Origin of the sequence: Janibacter sp. DB-40 (assembly GCF_029510815.1) — a bacterium.
Taxonomy (GTDB): Bacteria; Actinomycetota; Actinomycetes; order Actinomycetales; family Dermatophilaceae; genus Janibacter.
In genome coordinates, this window is record NZ_CP120360.1 from 339,569 (window position 1) to 362,210 (window position 22,642).

Below are 22,642 nucleotides of genomic sequence, written 5' to 3' on the forward strand. Positions count from 1 at the left end.
CTGCCTAAGCAGTTGCGACCTAGCGCGGTGTCGTAGCGTGTGGGTGTCATGATCGGTCCCAGCAGCGTCGTTGATCTTCGGTCCCGCCTCGGGGAGGTCGGGTACCTGGCCGACGACGGCCTGGCGACCGTCGCCCACCTCGCCATGGCGATGCAGCGGCCGCTGCTGCTCGAGGGTGAACCCGGCACCGGCAAGACCGCCCTCGCCGAGGCACTGGCCGAGTCCTTCGACCTGCCGCTGATCCGCCTGCAGTGCTACGAGGGCATCGACGCCAGCCAGGCGCTCTACGACTGGGACTTCACCCGCCAGATCCTCCACCTGCGTGCACTGGAGGCCACGGGCGAGGCGGTGGACACGAGCGTCGTCGAGCAGTCCCTCTTCGACGAGCGCTTCCTCATGGCCCGACCGATCCTGCGCGCCCTGCGGGAGAGTCCGGCGGTGCTCCTGGTCGACGAGATCGACCGCGCCGACGACGAGTTCGAGGCATTCCTCCTCGAGGTGCTCTCGACGTACCAGGTCTCGATCCCCGAGCTCGGGACGGTCCGCGCCGAGCAGCCGCCCATCGTCGTCCTGACCTCCAACCGGACACGGGACCTGCACGACGCCCTGCGGCGACGCTGCCTCTACCACTGGCTCGAGCACCCCGGCCCCGAGCGCGAGACCGCGATCGTGCGCGCCCGCCTGCCGCAGGTGAGCGCCGCGCTGACCGAGCGGGTCGTGGCCATCACGCAACGCCTGCGCCCCGAGGGCGTGCTGATGAAGCCGCCGGGGGTCGCCGAGACCCTGGACTGGGTCCGGGCCCTGCACGAGCTCGGCCGCACGGACATCGACCTGGAGTCGGCCTCGGCCACCATCGGGGCCCTGTGCAAGTACCGCGAGGACACCGACCGGGTGCGTGCACTCCTGCCCGAGCTCGTCGGCGGGTGAGTCGACGTGGCCCCGGGGACCTCCGCCGACCCGGTCGCCGGGCTCGTCGGCTTCACGGGTGCGTTGCGGGCCGCGGGCGTCCGGGCGGACCGGGCCAAGGACTTCGTCCAGGCCGTCGGTCACCTCGACGTCGGCAGGCGTGAGGACGTCTACTGGGCCGGCCGGGCCACGTTGTGCGACGAGCCGGACGACATCCCCGTCTACGACCGTGTCTTCGCGCGGTGGTTCGTCCCCGAGCGGGGTGACGACCCCCGCGCGCGGACGACGAGCGCCCAGCAGATCAGCGTGGCGCCGCTCGACGTCGACGACCCCGGCGAGGGCCAGCAGGAGGGTGACGGTGACGTGGTCACCGCCGTCGCCTCGACGATCGAGCAGCTGCGGCACCGCGATGTCGCCGAGCTCGCCCCGGACGAACGACAGCGCCTCAACTCCCTGCTCGCAGGGCTGGACGCCCGCGGCCCGGTGCGCCGATCGCGACGGCGCTACGCCTCGGCGCGCGGGGAGATCGACATCCCCCGCACGGTCCGCGAGCAGCTGCGTCGGGGCGGTGAGCCGGGTCCGCTGCGCCGACGCACGCGGCGCGACCGTCCCCGCCGGGTGGTCCTGCTCATCGACGTGTCCGGATCGATGGAGCCGTACGCGGACAGCCTGCTCCGGCTGGCCCACCGAGCGGTGGTCGCGGCCCCCCGCACGACGGAGGTCTTCACGCTCGGGACGCGACTGACCCGGGTCACGCCGGCCATGCGCCACCACGATCCCGACCTCGTGCTGGCCGAGGCCGGGTCGATGGTGCCGGACTGGTCGGGCGGGACCCGGCTGGGCGAGGTGCTGCGGGCCTTCGTGGACCGCTGGGGCCAGCGCGGGGTCGTCCGCGGCGCGGTCGTCGTCGTCGCCAGCGACGGCTGGGAGCGGGGTGGAGCGGAGCTGCTCGGCGAGCAGATGGCCCGGCTGCGTCGGCTGGCGCACGCGGTGGTCTGGGCGAACCCGCACCGGGGCAAGCCGGGCTACGCACCGGTCCAGGGCGGGATCGTCGCCGCCCTGCCCCACCTGGACGGGATGGTCGACGGGCACTCCCTGGCAGCCTTCGCAGAGCTGCTGGAGGTCGTCCGCGACGCCTGAGGGGCGCCGGTCGCGGCACCGGTCAGTCTCGGAGTACGGCGGCGAAGGCGGCCGCGACCGGGCGCCACGCGTCCTCGACGGCGGGTCCGGTCGCCTCGATCTCGGCCAGGACCGCAGGGACGTCGACGTCGGCGAGCTCGCGGGTGCCCACGTCCTTGCTCGCCCAGTCCGAGACGATCTCGCGGTCCGCCTCCGGATGCCCCTGCACGCCCCACACCGTGGGCGCGAGACGGGCGAGCAGCAGGTCGCCGCGGTCGTTCGTCGCCAGTGGCGTCGCGCCCGGAGGGAGCTCGGTGACGATGTCGTCGTTCCACTGCACCACGGGAGCGGCATCGGCAGCGGCGAGGACGGGGTCGGTGGCCAGCCCCGCGGAGGCCAGGACCGAGAGGACTCCCAGGGTGCGTCCCGCCGGGTTGCGCCCGACCCTCCCGCCGAGCGCCGAGGCGGCCAGCTGGTGACCGAGGCAGATGCCGAGGACCGGCACCGCCCCCTTCGCCGCGGTGCGGATGAGCTCGCGCGTGGCGGGCAGCCAGGGGGCCACCTCGTCGTCCGCGTGACCCATCTGCCCCCCGAGGACGAGGAGACCGTCGTGGCCGCTGAGGTCCTGCGGCAGGTCGTCCCCGGCAAACGGGCGGCGCACGTCGAGCGCGACCCCGGCCGCGGTGAGCCAGGTGCCCACGCGTCCCGGAGGGCAGGTCTGCTGGTGCTGGACGACGAGGAGGGCCATGGGCGGCAGGCTAACCCGCGGACGGGGATGCGTTTCCCCCGCGATCGGGGACCCGCAGGGAGGCGACCCGGGCCAGTCGCTGCAGCTCCGAGACGTGCCCGCACAGGGCCTCCCGGCCCTGCGTGGTGAGCGACACCAGCGTCAGCCGTCGTCCGTGGCTGACCTCGCGCGAGGTCGTGACGTACCCCGCTGCCTCGAGGCTGCTCAGGTGCTTGCTCAGTGCCGAGTCCGACAGGTCGACGTCGTCGCGGATGCTCGCGAAGGGCAGTCCTCGGGTCGGCGCGAGGACGGCGCAGATCTGCAGCCGGTGGCGCTGGTGCACCACCGGGTCGAAGATCGGGCGCGGCATGCCCCCAGAGTAGGTGACTTGCCGCGGTGGAAATGGCGGTCTCCCGCCGACGGCGCGGGTTGCTGGGGGTCTCCTCGAGGGCCCGGGCGACCCGGCGTCTTCCGTGGGCGAGGATGGGAGCCACAGCACAGGGGCTCTGCCCCCGACCCAGCGAAAGGAGTCGCGTCGTGTCCCAGACCGTCAAGGCCGTCATCGCCCGCTCGAAGGGGGCGGACGTCGAGCTCGTCGACATCGTCGTCCCCGACCCCGGGCCGGGTGAGGCCGTCGTCAATGTGCAGTCCTGCGGGGTCTGCCACACCGACCTGCACTACCGCGAGGGCGGGATCAACGACGAGTTCCCCTTCCTCCTCGGGCACGAGGCCGCCGGCACCGTCGAGGCCGTGGGCGAGGGTGTCACGGAGGTCGCCCCCGGTGACTTCGTCGTCCTCAACTGGCGTGCCGTGTGCGGCCAGTGCCGCGCCTGCGCCAAGGGCGAGCCGCAGTACTGCTTCGACACCCACAACGCGACGCAGGCGATGACCCTGACCGACGGCACGGAGCTGACGCCCGCGCTGGGCATCGGTGCCTTCGCGGAGAAGACGCTCGTCGCCGCCGGCCAGTGCACCAAGGTCGACCCGTCCGCCGACGCGGCCGCCGTGGGCCTGCTCGGCTGCGGTGTCATGGCCGGGTACGGCGCCGCGGTCAACACCGGTGGCGTCACCCGCGGTGACTCGGTCGCCGTCATCGGGTGCGGCGGTGTCGGCGACGCGGCCGTCGCGGGCGCCCACATCGCCGGGGCGACGACGATCGTCGCCGTCGACACCGACTCGCGGAAGCTCGAGATCGCCAAGGGCTTCGGCGCCACGCACACGGTCGACGCGAGCAGCGAGGACACCGTCGAGCGCATCCGTGAGCTCACCGGCGGCTTCGGTGCGGACGTCGTCGTCGAGGCGGTGGGCCTGCCGCAGACGTACGAGCAGGCCTTCTACGCCCGCGACCTCGCCGGCACCGTCGTGCTCGTCGGCGTCCCGACGCCGGAGAAGGAGGTCACCCTCCCGATGATCGAGATCTTCGGTCGCGGCGGCGCCCTCAAGTCCAGCTGGTACGGCGACTGCCTGCCCAGCCGCGACTTCCCGGTGCTCGTCGACCTCTACCAGCAGGGACGCCTCGACCTCGACGCCTTCGTCACCGAGCGCATCGGCCTGGGGGACGTCGAGTCCGCCTTCGCGAAGATGCACGCCGGTGACGTCCTCCGCTCGGTGGTGATCCTGTGACCGCCCGCATCGACAAGGTCGTCACGTCCGGCACCTTCGAGCTCGACGGCGGCTCGTGGGAGGTCGACAACAACGTCTGGATCGTCGGCGACGACAGCGAGTGCATCGTCCTGGACGCCGGTCACGAGGCCGCCCCGATCCTCGAGGCGATCGGGGACCGGTCCCTCGTCGCGGTCGTGTGCACGCACGCGCACAACGACCACGTCAACGCCGCGGCCGATGTCGCCGACGCCACGCAGGCGCCGATCTGGGTGCACCCGGACGAGGCTCCGCTGTGGCGGATGACCTACCCCGACCGCGCGCCCGACGGCGCGCTCGCCCACGGGCAGGTCATCACCGTCGCGGGCACCGACCTGCACGTGCTGCACACCCCGGGCCACGCGCCCGGCGCCTGCTGCCTGCACGCGCCGGAGCTGGGCGTCGTCTTCTCCGGCGACACCCTCTTCGACGGTGGGCCCGGGGCCACGGGGGGCCGCTCGTACAGCGACTACGACCGGATCGTCACCTCGATCCGGGAGAAGCTGCTCGGGCTCCCCCCGAACACCGTCGTGCACACCGGGCACGGGCCGGACACCACGATCGGGGCCGAGGTCGCGCGCGAGCCGGAGTGGGAGCGTCCCGAGGGCGCCTAGCCGGTTCGCACCGACGGACGGCGAACGGGGCTGCCCGCGCGGCCCCCTTCGCCCCGCCCTCCTCGACCGGTCGGATGTCCGCCACGTGCGTGCGCGCCGTTAGCCTTGGGCCTGTGACCCTGCAGCTCTTCGACTCCGCCACACGCACCCAGCGCGACTTCGTCCCCGTCACCCCGGGTCGGGTGGGGATGTACATCTGTGGGCTGACGACGCAGGGCGCGCCGCACATCGGTCACCTGCGCTTCGCCGTGGCCTTCGACATCCTGCGGCGGTGGCTCGTGCGCGGGCACGGCTACGAGGTCTCCCTCGTGCGCAACGTCACCGACATCGACGACAAGATCCTGCGCAAGGCCGAGGAGACGGGCGAGGACTGGTTCGCCCTCAGCTACCGCAACGAGCGCTACACCGCCGAGGCCCTCGACCTGCTCGGCGTGCTCCCCGCGACCTACGAGCCGCGCGCCACCGGGCACATCACCGAGATGGTCACGCTCATCGAGACCCTCGTGGAGCGGGGCCACGCCTACCCGGCCGAGGACGGCAGCGGTGACGTCTACTTCGACGTCAAGAGCTGGCCCTCCTACGGCGAGCTGAGCAACCAGGGGCTCAACGACATGGTGGCGGCCGACGACGCGGACCCGCGGGGCAAGCGCGACCCGCGCGACTTCGCCCTGTGGAAGGGACGCAAGGCGGGCGAGCCGGGCAGCGCCAACTGGCCGACGCCCTACGGAGAGGGTCGTCCCGGGTGGCACCTCGAGTGCTCGGCCATGTCCCGCAAGTACCTCGGGGACACCTTCGACATCCACGGCGGCGGCATCGACCTGCGCTTCCCCCACCACGAGAACGAGCAGGCGCAGTCGCGGGCCGCGGGCCTCGGCTTCGCGAACTACTGGCTGCACAACGGCTGGGTGACGGTCAAGGGCGAGAAGATGGGCAAGTCCCTCGGCAACGCCCTCGAGGTCCAGCAGCTCGTGCGTGACCACGACCCGCTGACCGTGCGCTACTTCCTCACCGCCGCGCACTACCGCTCGATGATCGAGTACCACCCCGGCTCGCTGGACGAGGCGGGCTCGGCCGTGGAGCGCATCGCGGGCTTCCTGCGTCGGGCGCTGCCGGGTCAGCCGGTCGTCGAGGCGGACCCGCAGGTGGAGATCCCCGCGGAGTTCACCGAGTCGATGGACGACGACCTCGGGGTCGCCGGCGCCCTGGCCGTGATCCACGAGACCGTCCGCAGGGGCAACACCGCGCTGGACGAAGGGGGTCGGGCCGAGGCCGCGGAGATCGCCGCCACGGTCCTGGCGATGACCGACGTCCTCGGGATCAACCCGCTGTCCGCCGCCTGGGGTGGCGCGGGCGGCAGCCGTGAGGAGGAGTTGCACGAGGTGCTCGACGTGCTCGTGCGGATGCAGGTCGACGCGCGCGCGGAGGCCCGCGCCGCGCGCGACTTCGAGACAGCCGACCGGATCCGGGACGGCCTCGTCGAGGCCGGGATCACCGTCGAGGACACGCCGGGCGGCGCCCGGTGGAGCCTGAGGAAGGAACACTGATGGCCGGCAACAGCCAACGACGCGGGGCCGTGCGCCGGTCCGGGTCCAAGAAGGGGATGCAGGTCGGCACGGGCGGCCAGCGTCGCAAGAGCCTCGAGGGCAAGGGCCCGACGCCCAAGGCGAGCGAGCGTCCCAACCACAAGGCCTACAAGCCCCAGTCGGAGCAGAAGCGCCCCGCGAAGCCGCAGCGCAAGAAGACCTCCTCGACCGAGGTCGTCGCCGGGCGCAACTCGGTGCTGGAGGCGCTGCGCTCGCAGCTGCCGGTGACGACGATGTACGTCGCCCACCGCATCGACAGCGACGACCGGGTCAAGGAGGCGCTGCAGGTGGCCGTCGCCGCCGGCACGCCGATCCTCGAGGCGTCCCGGCAGGAGCTGGACCGGCTCACCGACGGCGCCGTGCACCAGGGCATCGCGATCCAGGTGCCGCCGTACCAGTACGCGCACCCGAAGGACTTCATCGACTCCTCGCTGCCGGGCGTCCCGCTCGTCGTCGCACTCGACTCGATCACCGACCCGCGCAACCTCGGGGCGATCGTGCGCTCCACCGCCGCCTTCGGTGGCCACGGCGTCGTCGTCCCGCAGCGGCGCAGCGCCGGCATGACCGCGTCGGCGTGGAAGACCTCCGCCGGTGCCGCCGCGCGTCTGCCGGTCGCGCAGGCCGCGAACCTCACCCGTGCCCTCGAGGACTACCGCAAGGCCGGCTTCTTCGTCGTCGGGCTCGACATGGACGGTGACGTCGAGCTGCCCGGGCTGGAGCTGGCGACCTCGCCGCTCGTGGTCGTCGTCGGCTCCGAGGGCAAGGGCCTCTCGCGTCTCGTGCGCGAGACCTGCGACCAGATCGTCTCGGTGCCGATGAGCAGTGCCGTCGAGTCCCTCAACGCGGGCATCGCGACCAGCGTGGCCCTGTACGAGATCGCCCGCCTGCGCCACGCCGAGGGGTGATTGCCCGGGCGCACCGCGCATGATGGGGTTGGGGCTGAGCGGGGGTCGCAGGGGTCCTCGCCAGTGCAGGAGGGAACCCGATGTCCGCAATGCCCCCACCCCCGCCTCCCGGCGGTGACCAGTCCGGCTACCAGCCGGCACCCGCGTACTCGTCCCCGGGTGGTCACCCCGGCGGCCCGGTGATGACGACGGCGCCACCGTCGATCGTCCGGGCCAAGTACGCGATGTGGGCCGGTGCCGTGCTCCACCTGATCACGGTCTTCACCTCCTTCCTCGGCATGGACGACATGCGCGCCCAGCTCGAGGAGGCGCTGACCGAGCAGGGGGTCGCCTTCACGGACGGCACCATCGACGCGGCCCTGGCCGTGGGGATGGCCATCAGCGTCGGCATGGGTGTCATCGGCGTCGTCCTGTGGCTGCTCATGGCCTGGCTCAACGGCAAGGGCAAGGGATGGGCGCGCATCGTGGCGACGGTGCTCTTCGCGCTCTTCGTCATCAGCTTCCTCTTCAGCTTCGCGCAGGCCACCGCGGTGACGATGATCGTCAACACCCTGGTGCTCCTGGCCGGTGCCGCGGCGATCTTCTTCCTCTGGCAGAAGGACTCCACCGCCTGGTTCCGGGCGCACAAGGGCGTCTGAGCCCACGGACGAAGGGGGCGCGCCGGCCGGCTCAGCCACCCTCCTCGTCGACCACGGGGAGCTCGGCGGTGTCCGTCCCCAGGATCTCGCGCTCGTCGGGCTTGCCGGGCAGCACCTCGTGCAGGTAGTCCGCGAGCGCGTCCTCGATGGGGATGTCGTGGCCGGTGCGCTCGGCCAGGTACCACCGGTGCTCGAGGATCTCGTGGAAGAGCTCGGCCGGCTCGAGCTTGCCGCGCATCTCGCGCGGCACCGCGCGGGTCGTCGGCTCGTAGATGCGGGAGAGCCAGTCGTGGGCGACGAGGGACTCCTCGTCGCCCTGGCGGTCGGTCGCCGCGCGGTAGGAGTCGAGGTCGTTGAGCAGGCGACGGGCCTGGTTCTCCTCGACGTCGAGACCGGTGAGGCGCAGCAGCCGGCGGCTGTGGTGCCCGGCGTCGACGACCTTGGGCTCGATGCGCACGTGGGTTCCGTCGAGGTCGGTGGCGATCGCCAGCTCGTCGACGTCGAAGCCCAGGGCGTTCAGCCGCCGGATCCGCTCGTCGACCCGCCACCGCTCGCCGGCCTCGAACCACTCGTCACCGGTCAGCTCCTGCCACAGCCCGCGGTAGCGCTCGATGATCTCGTGGGAGACCTCGATCGGGTCCAGGCCCTCGGGCAGGTACCCCCCGGCGGCCAGGTCCATCATCTCGCCGGCGATGTTGACCTCGGCCAGGTCGAGGTCGTGCTCGCGCTGCCCGGTGCTCAGCGTGTCGTGCAGCTCGCCCGTCTCCGCGTCGACGAGGTAGGCCGAGAAGGCGCCGGCGTCGCGGCGGAAGAGCGTGTTGGACAGGGAGACGTCCCCCCAGAAGAACCCGGCGAGGTGCAGTCGGGCCAGCAGGACCGCGAGGGCGTCGGCCAGTCGGGTCGTCGTGTCCGCGCGCAGGTGCTGGCTGAAGAGCGCCCGGTAGGGCAGCGAGAACTGCAGGTGCCGGGTGACCAGGCACGCGTCGAGCGGGTTGCCGTCGGCGTCGGTGCGTCCGGAGACCACGGCGAGGGGCTCGACGCACGGCAGGTCGAGGCGGCGCAGCGCCCGCAGCAGCTGGTACTCCCCCCGGGCGAGGTCGGCCGAGATCTCCTTGACGGCGATGATCCCGCCGGAGAGATGCGCGAAGCGCACGACGTGCCGGGAGATGCCGCGGGGGAGGGCAGCGAGGATCTCGGGGGGCCAGTCCTCGAGCGGGACCGACCAGGGCAGGTCGAGCAGTGCGGGGTCGGGCCGGGCGGCGGAGATGTCCAACGGCACGGCTGCCTCCTCAGGCGGTCCGGGCGGCGGCGAGGGCGTCAAGGACCGCGGGGACCTCGGTGCAGTCGTCCAGGCGGGTGCGGGCGGCGGTCTCGCCGGGCCCGACCTTGATGGTCAGGTCCCGCGGACCGAGCACCGTGAATACGTGCTCGTCGGTGACGTCGTCGCCGAGGTAGACGACCGCGTCGACGCGCAGGTCCCCGGCGAGGGCCTGCACGGCGGTGCCCTTGTCCGCGGCGACGACGCTCAGCTCGTGGACGCCCTTGCCGGAGAGGAGGCTGACCCCTGACATCCGAGCGGCCTCGGCGGCGATGTCGGTGGCGGTGCCGACGGCGTCCTCGGGCAGCCCCCGGGTGTGCAGCACGAGCGCGGTCGGCTTGTGCTCCAGGCGGATCCGCGGGTCACGGGTGGCGACGGCGGGCTCGACCCAGGCGCGCAGCGCGGTCAGTCGGGCCTCGGCCGCCTGATCGGTGGGGCCCTGCCGGGCGCGGTTGGTCTCGGCGCCGTGGCTGCCGATGAGCGTCGTGCCCGAGCCACCGAGACCGCTGAGCTCGGCGAGGGTGGCCAGGTCGCGCCCGGAGACGACGGCTGTCCACGTGTCCGGGGCGGCCGTCAGCGTGGTGATCGCCTCGATCGTGCCGGCCTGCGGTCGGGCGTCCAGCGGGTCGAGGACGAAGGGGGCGAGGACCCCGTCGAAGTCCGTCGCCACGAGCAGCCGGGGCCGCGCGGCGACCGCCGCGACGCCGTCCCTGACCTCGGGGCGCACTCAGGCCCCCTTCGTCGTCGTCCGGGACGGGCGGTCCGGTGCCGTCTCGAGGTTGGCGAGGAAGGTGTCCGCCCACTTCTGCACGTCGTTGTCGGCGACGCGCCGACGCAGTGCCCTCATCGACCGGCGCTTGTCCTTCTCTGGCATGGTCATCACGCGCAGCATCACCCGCTTCAGGCCCTCGATGTCGTGCGGGTTGCACCGGAAGGCCTGTTTCATCTCGTGCCACGCGCCGGTGAACTCGCTGAGGATGAGCGCGCCGCCGTCGTCGTGGCGGCAGGTGACGTACTCCTTGGCCACGAGGTTCATCCCGTCGCGGAGGGGGGTGACGAGCATGATGTCGGCCGCCTGGAAGAGCGCGGCCATCTCCTCGCGCGGGTAGCTCTGGTGCAGGTAGTTCACGGCCGGCGCGCCGATGGTGGAGTAGGCGCCGTTGATGTGGCCGGCCGTCGTCTCGACCTCGGTGCGCAGCTGCTGGTAGGCCGCGACCCGCTCGCGGCTGGGGGTGGCCACCTGGACGAAGGTGACGTCCGGCGTGGAGATGGCGCCGTCGGCGAGCAGCTCCTCGTAGGCCTTGAGACGGTGCCGGATGCCCTTGGTGTAGTCGAGGCGGTCGACACCGAGCATCACCACCTCCGGGTCCCCGAGCGAGGCACGGATCTCCCTGGCCCGCTCCTGGACGGCCTCGGTGCGCGCCAGCTCCTCAAGACCTTGGTAGTCGACGCTGATCGGGACGGCGGAGGCGCGGACCCGGCGACTCGTGCCGTCCGGGTCCTGGGTGGTGACGACCTCTCCCTTCGTCGTGCGCCCGTCGAGCTGGCGGCAGGCGCGCAGGAAGTTCTGCGCGTCGGGGGCGCGCTGGAAGCCGAGGTAGTCGGCACCGAGGAGGCCCTCGAGGATGCGGGAGCGCCACGGGAGCTGGGCGAAGAGCTCCACGGGCGGGAAGGGGATGTGGTTGAACCAGCCGATCCGCACGTCGGGGCGGCGCTCGCGCACCATCGCGGGTACGAGCTGGAGCTGGTAGTCGTGGATCCACACCTTGGCGCCCTCGGCCGCCACCTCGCACACCGCCTCGGCGAAACGCTCGTTGACGATCTCGTAGCAGCGCCACCACTCGCGGTGGAAGTGGGCCTGGACGATGACGTCGTGGTAGATCGGCCAGAGCGTGTCGTTGCTGAAGCCCTCGTAGTAGCTCTCGCGCTCCTCCTCCGACAGGGGGACGGGGTGCAGCCACATCCCGGCCTCCTCGAAGGGCTCCGGAGCCTCACCCGTCTCGCCGGCCCACCCGACCCACGCGCCCTCGCGGTGCCGCATCACCGAGTCCATCGCGGTCACCAGCCCCCCGGGGGAGCGGTGCCACTCCGAGGAACCGTCGTCGGCGACGACACGGTCGACGGGGAGCCGGTTGGCGGCGATGACCAGATCGAACACGCGCTGGGCAGTCATGGGACGTACCTCCTGGATGATGGCCCTCCCACCATATGGCGATGGCCTTCCGCCGGGGCGTCCGGAGCACTAATGTCGATACATGAAGATCTCGGACGTTCTGCGCAGCAAGGGCTCTGATGTCGTCACGATCGCCCCGGACGACACGGTGGCCACCCTCCTGGGCCTCCTCGCCGAGCACCGCATCGGTGCCGTCGTCGTCTCCCGTGGTGACGGCGCGGTCGACGGCATCGTCTCCGAGCGGGACATCGTCCGGCACCTGCACAGCCTCGGTGCCGCCGTCCTCGACCAGCCGGTCAGCGCGATCATGACCGCCGAGGTGCACACCTGCAGCACCCACGACGACGTGCGCGACCTCGCGGCCCGGATGACCGAGCGGCGCATCCGCCACGTCCCGGTCGTCGAGGACGACACGCTGGTGGCCATCGTCAGCATCGGTGACGTCGTCAAGCACCGCATCCGCGACCTCGCCGCCGAGCGGGACCAGCTGGAGGCCTACATCACCCAGTGACGCCAGGTCACAGCCGCCACACAGGCATTTCTCCGTGATCACCCAACGACGGCCTTCTAGGCTGGTGGCATGACGACACAGGTGCTCGGGGAGGAACCGTCCCCGGAGGAGCGTGGTGAGGCCACGGTGTCGCACTTCGAGACGATCGGGCGCTATCGCGTGCTGCAGGAGCTCGGGCAGGGCGGCATGGGCATCGTCCACCTGGCCCTCGACGAGCGCGGGCGCGCCGTCGCCGTCAAGGTGCTGCGACCGCACGTGGCCCACGACGAGGACGCCCGTTCGCGGTTGGCCCGCGAGGTCGACACGCTCGCGAGGGTGCGCTCGGACCGGATCGCCCCGGTCTTCGACGCGGACCTCGAGGGCGATCGTCCCTACATCGTCACCCGCTACGTGCCCGGGCCGAGCCTCGACCAGCTCGTGCGCGACGAGGGGCCGCTCGACCCGCAGGCCCTGCTCTCTCTGGCGCGCGGGCTCGTCGACGCCCTGCGCGCCATCCACCGCGTCGGCGTGATCCACCGCGACCTCAAGCCCGGCAACGTCCTCATGCTCGACGGAGCCCCCGTCGTCATCGACTTCGGCATCGCCCACGTGGCCGAGAGCTCGCGGATGACCATGACCGGCCTGGTCATGGGCACCCCCGGCTACCTCTCGCCCGAGCTGGTCGAGGGCGGTGACGTCACCGCGGCCACGGACTGGTGGGGGTGGGCCGCGACCCTCGTGTTCGCGGCGACGGGACGACCCCCTTCGGCCGCGGTGGCATGGAGGCCGTCCTCGCCCGGGTCGCCCGCGGTGAGGCGGACCTGCGCGACGTCGACCCCGAGCTGGCCCCGCTGCTGTACGCCTGCTTCGACCCGGACCCGTCACGGCGTCCGGATGCCGATGAGGTGCTCACGGCTCTCGACGCCTGGGCCAACGGCCGTCCCGTGACCGAGGTCCTGCCGCAGCGCACCCGCACGCTCGAGCAGGGCGCGACGCACGTCATGACACCCGCGCCGGCGCCGGTCGAGCCGCCCTCCCCGTGGGGGCAGGGCGACTGGCGCGACCCGAACCCCCGTCCCGCGCCGGTGAGCGCGCCACCGCAGGCGAACCAGCAGTGGCCCGGCATGGCCCCGGGCGACCCGGACCGCCCGGGCGACCCGCGGATCGGTCGTCCCCGGCGCTCCGACGTCCTCGCCGCGCTGCTGGCCGTCCTCGTCGCGGTCTTCGCCGCTGCCCCGTGGGTGGGCCTGGCCCTGGCCCTCGTGTGGTCGTGGCTGGCCCGCACCGTCGACCTGTCGATGACGAGCACCGTGCGGCGGCGTCACCGCTCCGGGCGGCGCCGCAGCGACGGGGTCGTGGCCGCGTTGGCGAGCCCGTGGCACCTGCTCACCGGGGCGCTCCAGGCGCTGGTGTCGGCGCTGCTGCCCCTCGCCGTCGGTGCCGCCGGCGTCCTCGTGACGGCGCTTGGGCAGAGCGCGCTCGACGGGCTCGGCGTGCGGCTGGAGTCGCCGCTCCCGCTGGCCGCGGGCGCGCTGCTCGCGCTGCTCGTCGGGTGGTGGGGCCCGGGCGGTCCGGGCCTGCGTCGCGGTAGCCGCAGCCTCGCGCGCAGCGTCACCGGCATTCCGGTCGTGCGCCTCGTGGTCATCGCCGTGCTCGTCGTCATCGCCGTCGGGGTGCTCGGCGCCCTCCTGGCCGGTGCGCTCGACATCACGTGGTGGCCCGGCACTCTCTCGCCCCTACCCGGACCGGAGCAGCTGCCCACCCGATGACGACACCGCCTCCACCCCCGCGACCGCGCCGGGACCCCCAGGGGTCCCGGGCGGTGCAGGACCCCATCACCGACGACCTGACCCCCCAGCAGCGTGCCGCTCGTGACTCCGCTCGGGAGTCGTCGGCGTCGGAGCAGACGGCGGTGGCCGTGCCGGTGACGAAGCGGCGCCGCGACTCGCGCTTCCGCCCTGCGGAGAAGACGCAGTCGGTGCCCCGGCCACGCCAGGAGCCCAAGCCCGAGGAGCGCACGAAGAAGCCCCACCGGGACAAGCCGGTGCCCCGGCCGGCGGCCAAGCCGAAGCGGGAGAAGTCGGCGCCCACGCCGCGGCGGGAGCACCGCCCCCGCTTGCGCCCGCTGCTGCGCGGGGAGGAGCCGACGCAGACGATCCCGCTGCGAGGCTCCCTGCGCGGCACCCCCTACCGTGACCCGCGTGTCACGCGCGCGGTCGCGGAGGAGCAGGCCGCGACGACCGCCCTTGACCTCGCGCTGCGCGTCGCCGAGCTGATGTTGCGCTCCGGCTCCAGCTCCAGCGGTGTCGAGACGGCCGCGATCGCCGTCGGTGTCGCCGCGGGTCTGGAGGACCTCGACGTCGACCTGACGATGCAGTCCCTGCACATGCAGTGCCGGACGCCGTCGGGGCAGACGATCTCGCGGCTGCGGGTGGTGCGCCAGCCCCGGCAGGACTTCGCCCGTCTGGCGATGGTGCACGCCCTCGTCGACGACCTGATCTCCGGGGACATCGACGTCGAGCAGGCCGACGCGAAGATCAAGGAGATCAACACCACGCGTCGCACCTGGTCGCGCTGGGTGGTCGCGCTCGGCGAGGGAAGCGTCGCCGGCGGTATCGCGCTCATCCTCGGTGCCACCGTCTTCGGTGTGCTCCTGGCGATGCTCTCGGGCGTGCTCATCATCATGCTCGCCGGGTGGGTCGCGCGGATCGACCTCCCGGACTTCTACCTGGGTGCGCTGGGTGGGGCGCTGGCCACGGTGATCGCCTTCCTCGCGTACGTGTACGGACCGATCAACGGCGCCGACTTCGCCTTCGTCGTCGCGGGTGGGATCGTCGCCCTACTGCCCTCACGCACCCTGACATCGGCCACGGAGGACCTCCTCTCGGGTTTCCCCGTGACGGGGACGGCACGGTTGTTCGCCGTGATGTTCCACACCCTCGGTCTGATCATCGGTGTCGCCAGCGGCCTGGGGATCAGCCTCCAGCTGGCCGTCGCGCTCGAGCTCGGCTTCGAGCCCCCCGGGATCGACAAGCTCGCGTGGGCCTCGGCCCCCGTCCCGGTCGTCATCGTGGGGGCGGTCTTCATCGGCTTCGCCGGTGCCCTCACCCTGCAGAACAATCCACGGATGCTCCCGCCCGCCGCCATCCTGTGCGCGCTCGGGGTGACCGTCGCGCTGGCCTCCACGGATGCCGGCCTGGGCCGCGTGACGTCCACCGGGATCGCGGCCGTGGTCATCGGCTTCTTCGCGCGACTGATCGCCCTGCGCATGGACTCCCCGCCCATCACCCTCTTCGTGCCCGCGTCCTTCGGCCTGTATCCCGGTCTGGGGATCTTCATCGGGCTGTACCACCTGACGAGCTCAGCGGGTGGGTACAACCTCGAAGGGGGTCTGGTCTCGGTCTTCTCCTCGCTCGGCGTGATCATGGCGATCGCGACGGGAGCGACGTTGGGGGACAGGCTCGCTACGCCACTCGACGCACCCGTCGCCCAGCGGCGGAAGCAGGCCGTGGAGGCCGAGAGCGACCGGCGCACGGACGATGGCTGGGAGATCGTCTAGCAACACTTGGTCACAGGGTTTGACCCGTTTGATCACAGGACGGTAACGTTCCCCCGTCCGCAGATGGCCAGACCTTCTGGCAGCTTCACCACGAAGCCCCCTGAACTCCGTGGAAGGAAATCCCACCGCATGTTCTACTCCCCCAAGCACGCCACGGCCGTTGCCGCCTCCCCGACCCGCCGGCGGATCGCCGGTGTCGCGGTTGCAGGTGCCACCGCAGCCGTCGGCTCCATCGCCACCGCCTCCAGCGCGAACGCCTCGACGTCCAGCGGCGTCTGGGACCGCGTCGCCCAGTGCGAGAGCGGCGGCAACTGGTCGATCAACACCGGCAACGGTTTCTACGGCGGCCTGCAGTTCACCACCTCCACCTGGCAGGCCTTCGGTGGCGGCCAGTACGCCCCGAACGCGCACCAGGCCACCAAGGCCCAGCAGATCGAGGTCGCCCAGAAGACGCTGCAGGTGCAGGGTCCCGGCGCGTGGCCCGTGTGCTCCGTCGAGGCCGGCCTGACCACGGCCAACGGCATGACCGGCGGCTCCTCCGCCCCGGCCCCCGAGCCCGCCCCGGAGCCGGCCCCGGCCCCGGCCCCGGAGCCCGCCCCGCAGCAGGCGCAGGAGCGCTCCGCTGACCAGGGCGCCTCCCGCAGCGCCGAGCGCAGCGGTGCCGGCCTCGCCGTCGACGGCATCTTCGGCCCGAACAGCAAGGCCGCCGTCGAGAAGTGGGTCGGCGGCAGCGTCGACAGCAACCTGAGCTCCGACGACATCAAGGCCCTGCAGGGTGCGCTCGGCGTGACCCAGGACGGCATCGTCGGCCCGATCACGACCAGTGCGCTCCAGGCGCACGTCGGCGCGACGCAGGACGGCATCTGGGGTCCGAAGACCACCGCCGCGCTGCAGCAGCACCTCAACGGCTGAGACTGAGTTCTTCGCCCTCGAAGGGGGCGTCGCACCCACGGGTGCGACGCCCCCTTCGTCATGTCCGGCCGCGCCGGTCGAGGTGGGATTCCGCCCCCGGCGGGCGCCCTGCCCTTCCGCTGGTCGAGGTGGGAGTCCGCGCAGCGGGCGACCCTCGAGACCACGATCACGGAACCAAAGGGCCAAAAGTTACAAGTCTGTATTTATGTGACGAGTGTTGTTTGTGGGACTCATGAGTCCTTAGCGTCGCTCTCGGACGTGCGGGGCCCTCTGCCCGCACTCAGCCGAAAGGACCTCAAACATGTTCAGCACCAACGACTTCCCCGATCAGCCGACGTCGCGTCGCGGCCGTCGGTTCAAGGTTGCCGGCGCCACCATCACCATGGGCGCGCTCGCGGCGGGCGGGGTCGTCGTCGCGACCGGCGCCGGCGCCTCCGGCACCGTCTGGGACCGCTTGGCCGACTGCGAGTCGTCGGGCAACTGGAGCATCAGCACCGGCAACGGCTACTACGGCGGCCTGCAGTTCTCCTTCCAGACGTGGAAGGGCTTCGGTGGCCAGAAGTACGCCTACACCGCCGACCGCGCCACCAAGGGCCAGCAGATCGAGATCGCCCAGGAGGTCCTCAAGGTGCAGGGCCCGGGCGCCTGGCCGGTCTGCTCCGTGCGAGCGGGCCTGACGGTCGCCAACGGCCTCGCGGTGGACCCGTACAGCGGTCAGGAGCGCGCCTCGCGCGACTCCGAGCGCACCGCGGTCTCCGCCGGTGAGCTCGCCGTCGACGGTATCCGTGGACCGAAGACCAACGCCGCCATCGAGAAGTGGGTCGGTCAGTCCCAGGACGGCAATCTCGGCTGGCACGACCGCGCCGCCCTCCAGGCCAAGCTCGGGGTGAACCGCGACGGCATCGTCGGCCCGATCACGACCAGCGCTCTGCAGCGCAAGGTCGGCGCCGACGTCGACGGCGTCTGGGGGCCGCAGACGACCACGCGCCTGCAGAGCTTCCTCAACAAGTACGTCCTCTGAGGACGGTGACTCGATGAGAGCCGGGACCGCGGGCTACGATGCCGCGGTCCCGGTTTTTCGTCCCCGGGCACGCTGGCGTGGCGCAATTGGCAGCGCACCTGTCTTGTAAACAGGTGGTTGGGGGTTCGAGTCCCCCCGCCAGCTCCACCCATCGACGGTGGCTGAGGTGCGAGGCCGTTCACGGCCGAAGCCTCGAAGCCGGGCTCGGCGGCTAGGACGGCACACACCTGGCCACCTGCGAAAAGCAGGAGCACCTCACCGCATGTCACCGTGACAACAACACGGGCTGCTCCTAGGGTGCTCGATGACCCCCGCCCCCCGGGGGAAGATCGTCCGCCTTCGCGCGGCGCGATCCGCGTTGCCCCCTTCCCTCCCCCAGACGAAGGGGGCATTCGTGTTTCCAGGGTCGGCGGCTAGAACCGGTCAGCCCTCCACTTCCGCACGCAGCCTTGCCGAAGAAGTCCGAGTCAGGCCGCCCGATGTCAACAAAAAGCCCGGGATGACGGGCGGGTGGCATGTCAGCAGGAGCCATCAGAGAAGGCCCAAGGGCAAGCAGGTGGTTGGGGGGTTCGAGTCCCCCCGCCAGCTCCCTGCCGGCGCAGATTCGGAAGCGTTGCAGGACTGGTTCCGCGAGTTCTCCTAGTGACGACTACTCGCCGGTGGCGCCGTCGATCGCTTCCCGGAACAGATCGGCGTGACCGTTGTGCCGGGCGTACTCTTCGATCATGTGCGTGAGGATCCAACGCAGGCTCGGCCCGCGGCCGTCGGGCCAACGATGTGCTGCTTCTCGTGCCAGACCGCCGTCGGCCACGGCCCGCTCTGCGGAGTCCCGCGCCCGCTCGACGGTGCTCGACCACAGGGCTCGGAGCTGCTCGGGTGAGTCGGCGGCGGCCGAGTTCCAGTCCCAGTCCTCATCGGCATCCCAGTCCACCGAGGCCCAGGGTTCTCGGTTCGGCACGTCCCACAGCCACCGACCAAACCAGTGGTCCTCGACGTAGGCCATGTGCTTCAGCAGGCCACCGAGCGTCATGGTGGAGGCCGCGAGGGTGCGGCCCAGCTGCTCGGCGCCCAAGCCGCGGGTCTTCCAAGCGAGGGTCGCCCGCTGGTAGTCGAGGAAGCCGGTCAGCGTCTCCCACTCCGAGCCGTGCAGCGGAGGCTCAGGTCGGTCGTGTTCGTCGAACGCAATGGCCATGCTGATGAGCCTAGAGGCGCACAACATCCCTACGCAGGGGATTTCCGAGGACTCGTTCCCGAGAAGCGGACCCGGGCCCTCGTCGAAGTCAGGGGTAACTACCGCAACAGTTGAGAATCGGCTGGCGGACGCCGGCCTCGGTTGTCAGTGGACGGGGCTACCGTCCGCTTCGTTCACGAACACCGTTTCCTGGGGGGGTCCACCATGCGTTTGGTTTCCATTGGCTGCATGGCCGCGGTTCTTGCTCTGTCGGCCTGCGGAGGTACCGACGGCACCGAGAGCGCAACCGCGACGGCCACTGCGGCCAATGCGTCGCCATCCGAATCCGCCCCGGCGGAGCTCGGCACGATCAAGGAGAGCGGGTTCGGTCAGAACGGTGAGTACGTCTGGGCCACGGCCGTAGTCCACAACAACAGCAAGTACGTGGGGCAGACCGTGACAGTCCAGTTCAACGTCTTGAACAGCGAGGGTGAGATCCTCGGGTCCGAGTCAGCGGTCGAGCCCTTCCACCGCCCTGATGCCGACCACGCCCTCGGCGCACAGGTCGACCTTGAGCCGGGTCAGATGGCTGCGACGGTGGAGGCGACGCTGGACGTCGAGGCGAGGGGCGTCTTCAGCGACACGCCCTTCCCTGAGGTGCCCATCGGCAAGGTGGCCGTGAGTGAGAAGTATGGAGCCAGTGAAGCCTCGTTCGAGGTGACGAACCCGCTCAGCGTCGCGATGAAGTCGCCGCGCATAGCCGTTGTGTGCAGGAACGGGTCGGACGACATCGTCGGGGGTGGCACGACCTATCCGGCACTCGTCCCCGCGTCAGGCAAGGCGAAGGTGGACGCTCACCTTCTGGTCACGGGTACCCCTGCCGGCTGCGATGTCTTCACCGGTCCGCCGATCGATTGGGATGGCGAGGGGCTCGACAGTGAGGCGCCTGACTCGTCCGAGTCGCCGGCAGATGCGGCGGGTTCTCCGGGGGTGGCGTTGAAGAGGTGGTTGGAGCAGTTCAACGCCAAGGATTGGGAGGCGCACTACGCGACGCTGGTGAGCGCGCAGCAGGCGGTGATCTCGGAGGACCAGTACGCCACGTGCCGCTCTGAGGACGCGCCGCCGAAGTTCACGTGGGAGAAGGTCCTCGCGGTGAAGGATGCTGGGGAGACGGCAATCCCCGGCACGGACGTTCAGGTCCCATCCACCCAGGTGAGCGCGCAGGTGTCCATGGAGGGCGTTAAGGTCCCTGTGGATTCGCACATGGTCCTCGAGGATGGCGAGTGGCACTGGATGATGACGCAGGAGAACATCGACAACTGCCTCTGACCTTCGCGGACTGTACGTCTACCCTCGGAATCGTGATCGAGCGACGACGGGCCCACTGATGGAGGACGTCACGCTCGAGTGGCTGGATGCCCACAGCCACCACCACGAGGACTTCGCCGCCGCTGACCTGGTCGAGCGTCTGACGGCGAAGGGGGAGACCGTCAGCGTGGTCATCCCCGCCCGCAACGAGGCCGAAACCGTCGGGGACGTCGTCTCCGTCCTGCGGCGCGAGCTCGTCGAGGACACCCCACTCGTCACCGAGCTCGTCGTCATCGACTCCGACTCCACCGACGCGAGCGCCCGGGTGGCGGCCGACGCCGGTGCCACCGTGCACCGCTCCGCGGAGATCGCCCCACACTTGGGCAGCCACCCGGGCAAGGGCGAGGCGCTGTGGAAGTCACTCTTCGTCACCACCGGCGACCACCTCGTCTTCGTCGACGCCGACCTCACGTCGTGGGGACCCCACTTCGTCACCGGGCTCGTGGGTGCGCTGACCGTGGACCCGGCCACGCAGCTCGTCAAGGGGTGGTACGACCGCGTCCTCGACGTCGACGGCCAGGAGCCGAGCACCGAAGGGGGCCGGGTCACCGAGCTCGTCGCCCGCCCGGTCCTCGACCTGTGGTGGCCGGAGCTGGCGGGAGTCGTCCAACCGCTCGCGGGGGAGTGGGCGGTGCGCCGCTCCCTGATGGAGTCGATCACGGTCCCCACCGGGTACGGCGTCGAGATCGCCACCCTCATCGACACGCACGCCCGCCACGGCCTCGAGGCGATCGCCCAGGTCGACCTCGGCGCCCGCGCCCACCGCCACCAGAAGGACCACGACCTCGCCGTCATGGCCGCCGAGCTCCTCGCCGTCGTGCACGCGCGGTGCCACGGCACGACCGGGTCGATCGACGTCGCAGCGCAGGAGCTGCAGCAGTTCACGCGGGACGGCGGCTGGCGCCCCCGGCCGGTCCCGTTCGCCCAACGACCGCCGGCACGAGAGCAGACCGGCTACCCGGGAGGTCGACGATGAGACTCGGGCGCCACACCTTCGCCGACGACGCGATGCTCATCATGGCGATCGTCAACCGCACACCCGACTCGTTCTACGACAAGGGCGCCACCTTCGCCGAGGACAAGGCGATGGAGCGGGTTGACCTCGTCGTCGAGCAGGGCGCCGAGATCGTCGACATCGGTGGGGTCAAGGCCGCCCCCGGCGGTGACGTCGACGCCGCCGAGGAGATCGACCGCGTCGCCGGGCTCGTCGCCCGCGTCCGCACCGCCCACCCCGACCTCGTGATCTCGGTCGACACCTGGCGCGCCGAGGTCGCCGAGGAGGTCTGCCGCGCAGGGGCCGACGTGCTCAACGACGCCTGGGGCGGGGCCGACCCCGCACTCGTCGACGTCGCCGCCCGCCACGACGCCGCGATCATCTGCACCCACACCGGGGGCGTCACGCCCCGCACCCGGCCGTACCGCACGAGCTACGAGCGGGACATCATGACCGAGGTCCTCGACGGGGTCCTCGGGTACGCCGAGCGCGCGGTCGCCGCCGGTGTCGCCCGGGAGTCCGTCGTCATCGACCCCGCGCACGACTTCGGCAAGAACACACACCACACCCTCGAGATCACCCGCCGCCTCGACGAGATGGTCGAGACCGGCTGGCCGGTGCTGGTGTCGTTGTCCAACAAGGACTTCGTCGGCGAGACCCTCGACCGGCCCGTCGACGAGCGCCTCGTCGGCACCCTCGCCACCACGGCCGTCTCCGCGTGGCTGGGCGCGCGGATCTACCGCGTGCACGAGGTCGCTGAGACCCGTCAGGTCCTCGACATGGTCGCGACCCTGCGCGGCGAGCGGCCCCCCGCCCGCACCATGCGGGGCCTGGCATGAGGGCCGTCGTCGTCCCTGCCGCGCCGGCGCTGCTGCCGGGCATCGGCGGCGCCGCCGACCCGCTCGCCGACTTGCGGGAGCGGGCTCGCGCCCTCGTCGCCGACACCATGACGAAGGGGGTCACTCGCCTCGTCGTGATCGGCTCGGCCCGGTCCACCACGACCTGGCCGAGCGATGCGCCCTCCGGCGCAGCCCGGTTCACCACCGGCCGCCTCCCCGAGGGCGCGCTGCCCACGGCCCTCGAGATCGGCCGCCGGTTCGCCCCTCCGCAGGGGGCGAACCGGTCCTGCAGTCGATCGCCGCCGACGCCCACCCGGCCGACTGTCTCGAGCTGGGCCGCTCGCTCGCCGACGAGGAAACGCTCCTCCTCGTCGTCGCCGACGGGCCGGCCACCCTCACCGAGAAGGCGCCGGGCCACCTGCAACCGGACGCGGCCCCCTTCGCCGATGCGCTGGGCCGGGCACTCGCGGCAGCCGACACGACCGCGCTCGCCGACCTCGACCCGACCACCTGCGACCGGCTGTGGATGCGCGGGCGCCCTGCGCTGCAGGTTCTGGCCGGCGCCTTCACCGGTGAGCGGGTGCACGGCGAAGTGCTCGCGGAGGAGTCCCCCTTCGGCGTGCAGTACCTCCTCGCCCGCTGGAGCGGGAAATAGCATGAGCGC

At 71.7% G+C, this 22,642-nt stretch carries 22 protein-coding genes and 1 tRNA gene; 17 read left to right on the forward strand and 6 right to left on the reverse strand.

Annotated elements, in window-relative coordinates:
* Positions 1 to 48 precede the first annotated feature (48 nt).
* Together PVE36_RS01655 and PVE36_RS01660 are read left to right on the forward strand one after the other, a co-directional pair.
* Entirely contained in the window at positions 49 to 927 is an 879-nt protein-coding gene (locus PVE36_RS01655; RefSeq protein ID WP_277454163.1) for a MoxR family ATPase, read from the forward strand.
* A gap of 6 nt (positions 928 to 933) precedes the next feature.
* Complete coding sequence (locus tag PVE36_RS01660; protein ID WP_277454164.1) at positions 934 to 2,046, forward strand: VWA domain-containing protein; 1,113 nt, start codon at positions 934 to 936, stop codon at positions 2,044 to 2,046.
* A gap of 22 nt (positions 2,047 to 2,068) precedes the next feature.
* On the opposite strand, the gene PVE36_RS01665 is transcribed toward PVE36_RS01660, so the two are convergent.
* Together PVE36_RS01665 and PVE36_RS01670 are read right to left on the reverse strand one after the other, a co-directional pair.
* Positions 2,069 to 2,773 carry a type 1 glutamine amidotransferase gene (locus PVE36_RS01665; protein ID WP_277454166.1) on the reverse strand — a complete coding sequence of 235 codons (705 nt, stop codon included), beginning with the start codon at positions 2,771 to 2,773 and terminating at the stop codon, positions 2,069 to 2,071.
* 10 nt (positions 2,774 to 2,783) lie between these two features.
* On the reverse strand, positions 2,784 to 3,122 hold the full coding sequence (locus PVE36_RS01670; protein WP_277454167.1) for a transcriptional regulator: 339 nt from the start codon (positions 3,120 to 3,122) through the stop codon (positions 2,784 to 2,786).
* A gap of 167 nt (positions 3,123 to 3,289) precedes the next feature.
* Here PVE36_RS01670 and PVE36_RS01675 point away from each other — a divergent pair, with 167 nt between their 5' ends.
* From PVE36_RS01675 to PVE36_RS01695, 5 genes are all read left to right on the forward strand, one after another.
* Positions 3,290 to 4,375: an S-(hydroxymethyl)mycothiol dehydrogenase gene (locus PVE36_RS01675; protein WP_277454168.1), complete on the forward strand. Its 1,086-nt coding sequence runs from the start codon at positions 3,290 to 3,292 to the stop codon at positions 4,373 to 4,375.
* Positions 4,372 to 5,007 (forward strand): MBL fold metallo-hydrolase, encoded by a 636-nt coding sequence (locus PVE36_RS01680; protein ID WP_277454169.1) that lies wholly within the window; start codon positions 4,372 to 4,374, stop codon positions 5,005 to 5,007. Before PVE36_RS01675 ends, PVE36_RS01680 begins: the two co-directional genes overlap by 4 nt.
* Before the next feature lie 113 nt (positions 5,008 to 5,120).
* On the forward strand, positions 5,121 to 6,551 hold the full coding sequence (cysS, locus tag PVE36_RS01685; protein ID WP_277454170.1) for a cysteine--tRNA ligase: 1,431 nt from the start codon (positions 5,121 to 5,123) through the stop codon (positions 6,549 to 6,551).
* Positions 6,551 to 7,495 carry a 23S rRNA (guanosine(2251)-2'-O)-methyltransferase RlmB gene (gene rlmB / locus PVE36_RS01690; RefSeq protein ID WP_277454171.1) on the forward strand — a complete coding sequence of 315 codons (945 nt, stop codon included), beginning with the start codon at positions 6,551 to 6,553 and terminating at the stop codon, positions 7,493 to 7,495. The genes cysS and rlmB overlap by 1 nt, the downstream gene beginning before the upstream one ends.
* Positions 7,496 to 7,575: 80 nt before the next feature.
* Positions 7,576 to 8,133 carry a hypothetical protein gene (locus tag PVE36_RS01695; RefSeq protein ID WP_277454174.1) on the forward strand — a complete coding sequence of 186 codons (558 nt, stop codon included), beginning with the start codon at positions 7,576 to 7,578 and terminating at the stop codon, positions 8,131 to 8,133.
* Positions 8,134 to 8,164: 31 nt separating this feature from the next.
* On the opposite strand, the gene PVE36_RS01700 is transcribed toward PVE36_RS01695, so the two are convergent.
* Genes PVE36_RS01700 through PVE36_RS01710 form a run of 3 tightly spaced genes read right to left on the reverse strand, consistent with a single transcriptional unit; the run spans position 8,165 to position 11,624 of the window.
* Complete coding sequence (locus PVE36_RS01700; RefSeq protein WP_277454176.1) at positions 8,165 to 9,412, reverse strand: DUF4032 domain-containing protein; 1,248 nt, start codon at positions 9,410 to 9,412, stop codon at positions 8,165 to 8,167.
* 10 nt (positions 9,413 to 9,422) lie between these two features.
* A complete protein-coding gene (gene otsB, locus PVE36_RS01705; RefSeq protein WP_277454177.1) occupies positions 9,423 to 10,178 on the reverse strand; it encodes a trehalose-phosphatase in 756 nt (251 codons plus the stop codon).
* A complete protein-coding gene (locus tag PVE36_RS01710) occupies positions 10,179 to 11,624 on the reverse strand; it encodes a trehalose-6-phosphate synthase (protein ID WP_277454179.1) in 1,446 nt (481 codons plus the stop codon).
* 82 nt (positions 11,625 to 11,706) lie between these two features.
* Between PVE36_RS01710 and PVE36_RS01715 the strand changes: the two genes are divergently transcribed.
* The 6 genes from PVE36_RS01715 (at position 11,707) to PVE36_RS01740 (ending at position 17,753) form a co-directional block, all read left to right on the forward strand.
* Complete coding sequence (locus PVE36_RS01715) at positions 11,707 to 12,135, forward strand: CBS domain-containing protein (protein WP_277454181.1); 429 nt, start codon at positions 11,707 to 11,709, stop codon at positions 12,133 to 12,135.
* A 69-nt stretch (positions 12,136 to 12,204) separates the two neighbouring features.
* The gene (locus PVE36_RS01720; RefSeq protein WP_277454182.1) at positions 12,205 to 13,062 is read left to right on the forward strand and encodes a serine/threonine-protein kinase; all 858 of its coding nucleotides are present in this window, start codon (positions 12,205 to 12,207) and stop codon (positions 13,060 to 13,062) included.
* Between the two features lie 874 nt (positions 13,063 to 13,936).
* The gene (locus PVE36_RS01725; RefSeq protein WP_277454183.1) at positions 13,937 to 15,673 is read left to right on the forward strand and encodes a threonine/serine exporter family protein; all 1,737 of its coding nucleotides are present in this window, start codon (positions 13,937 to 13,939) and stop codon (positions 15,671 to 15,673) included.
* Between the two features lie 129 nt (positions 15,674 to 15,802).
* Positions 15,803 to 16,585: a transglycosylase family protein gene (locus tag PVE36_RS01730; RefSeq protein WP_277454185.1), complete on the forward strand. Its 783-nt coding sequence runs from the start codon at positions 15,803 to 15,805 to the stop codon at positions 16,583 to 16,585.
* Between the two features lie 301 nt (positions 16,586 to 16,886).
* Entirely contained in the window at positions 16,887 to 17,606 is a 720-nt protein-coding gene (locus tag PVE36_RS01735; protein WP_277454186.1) for a transglycosylase family protein, read from the forward strand.
* A 71-nt stretch (positions 17,607 to 17,677) separates the two neighbouring features.
* Positions 17,678 to 17,753 (forward strand) — tRNA-Thr (locus tag PVE36_RS01740).
* 502 nt (positions 17,754 to 18,255) lie between these two features.
* On the opposite strand, the gene PVE36_RS01745 is transcribed toward PVE36_RS01740, so the two are convergent.
* Entirely contained in the window at positions 18,256 to 18,798 is a 543-nt protein-coding gene (locus PVE36_RS01745; RefSeq protein ID WP_277454187.1) for a DinB family protein, read from the reverse strand.
* Positions 18,799 to 19,026: 228 nt separating this feature from the next.
* On the opposite strand from PVE36_RS01745, the gene PVE36_RS01750 reads away from it, so the two are divergent.
* The 4 genes from PVE36_RS01750 to PVE36_RS01765 all read left to right on the forward strand — a co-directional run bounded on the left by PVE36_RS01750 (position 19,027) and on the right by PVE36_RS01765 (position 22,633).
* Positions 19,027 to 20,106 carry a hypothetical protein gene (locus PVE36_RS01750; RefSeq protein ID WP_277454188.1) on the forward strand — a complete coding sequence of 360 codons (1,080 nt, stop codon included), beginning with the start codon at positions 19,027 to 19,029 and terminating at the stop codon, positions 20,104 to 20,106.
* A gap of 58 nt (positions 20,107 to 20,164) precedes the next feature.
* The gene (locus PVE36_RS01755) at positions 20,165 to 21,121 is read left to right on the forward strand and encodes a glucosyl-3-phosphoglycerate synthase (protein ID WP_277454189.1); all 957 of its coding nucleotides are present in this window, start codon (positions 20,165 to 20,167) and stop codon (positions 21,119 to 21,121) included.
* Positions 21,118 to 21,978 carry a dihydropteroate synthase gene (gene folP, locus PVE36_RS01760; protein ID WP_277454190.1) on the forward strand — a complete coding sequence of 287 codons (861 nt, stop codon included), beginning with the start codon at positions 21,118 to 21,120 and terminating at the stop codon, positions 21,976 to 21,978. Before PVE36_RS01755 ends, folP begins: the two co-directional genes overlap by 4 nt.
* Positions 21,979 to 22,504: 526 nt before the next feature.
* Complete coding sequence (locus PVE36_RS01765) at positions 22,505 to 22,633, forward strand: hypothetical protein (RefSeq protein ID WP_277454191.1); 129 nt, start codon at positions 22,505 to 22,507, stop codon at positions 22,631 to 22,633.
* Positions 22,634 to 22,642 lie beyond the last annotated feature (9 nt).

What these genes read in the sequence shown, in the direction of transcription:
- PVE36_RS01735 (WP_277454186.1), top strand. Translation starts at nt 16,887, where the DNA reads ATGTTCAGCACCAACGACTTCCCCGATCAGCCGACGTCGCGTCGCGGC.
- PVE36_RS01655 (WP_277454163.1), top strand. Translation starts at nt 49, where the DNA reads ATGATCGGTCCCAGCAGCGTCGTTGATCTTCGGTCCCGCCTCGGGGAG.
- PVE36_RS01665 (WP_277454166.1), bottom strand. Translation starts at nt 2,773, where the DNA reads ATGGCCCTCCTCGTCGTCCAGCACCAGCAGACCTGCCCTCCGGGACGC.
- PVE36_RS01720 (WP_277454182.1), top strand. Translation starts at nt 12,205, where the DNA reads ATGACGACACAGGTGCTCGGGGAGGAACCGTCCCCGGAGGAGCGTGGT.
- rlmB (WP_277454171.1), top strand. Translation starts at nt 6,551, where the DNA reads ATGGCCGGCAACAGCCAACGACGCGGGGCCGTGCGCCGGTCCGGGTCC.
- PVE36_RS01765 (WP_277454191.1), top strand. Translation starts at nt 22,505, where the DNA reads ATGCGCGGGCGCCCTGCGCTGCAGGTTCTGGCCGGCGCCTTCACCGGT.
- PVE36_RS01755 (WP_277454189.1), top strand. Translation starts at nt 20,165, where the DNA reads ATGGAGGACGTCACGCTCGAGTGGCTGGATGCCCACAGCCACCACCAC.
- PVE36_RS01695 (WP_277454174.1), top strand. Translation starts at nt 7,576, where the DNA reads ATGTCCGCAATGCCCCCACCCCCGCCTCCCGGCGGTGACCAGTCCGGC.
- PVE36_RS01745 (WP_277454187.1), bottom strand. Translation starts at nt 18,798, where the DNA reads ATGGCCATTGCGTTCGACGAACACGACCGACCTGAGCCTCCGCTGCAC.
- PVE36_RS01750 (WP_277454188.1), top strand. Translation starts at nt 19,027, where the DNA reads ATGGCCGCGGTTCTTGCTCTGTCGGCCTGCGGAGGTACCGACGGCACC.
- folP (WP_277454190.1), top strand. Translation starts at nt 21,118, where the DNA reads ATGAGACTCGGGCGCCACACCTTCGCCGACGACGCGATGCTCATCATG.
- PVE36_RS01710 (WP_277454179.1), bottom strand. Translation starts at nt 11,624, where the DNA reads ATGACTGCCCAGCGCGTGTTCGATCTGGTCATCGCCGCCAACCGGCTC.
- PVE36_RS01715 (WP_277454181.1), top strand. Translation starts at nt 11,707, where the DNA reads ATGAAGATCTCGGACGTTCTGCGCAGCAAGGGCTCTGATGTCGTCACG.
- PVE36_RS01730 (WP_277454185.1), top strand. Translation starts at nt 15,803, where the DNA reads ATGTTCTACTCCCCCAAGCACGCCACGGCCGTTGCCGCCTCCCCGACC.
- PVE36_RS01670 (WP_277454167.1), bottom strand. Translation starts at nt 3,122, where the DNA reads ATGCCGCGCCCGATCTTCGACCCGGTGGTGCACCAGCGCCACCGGCTG.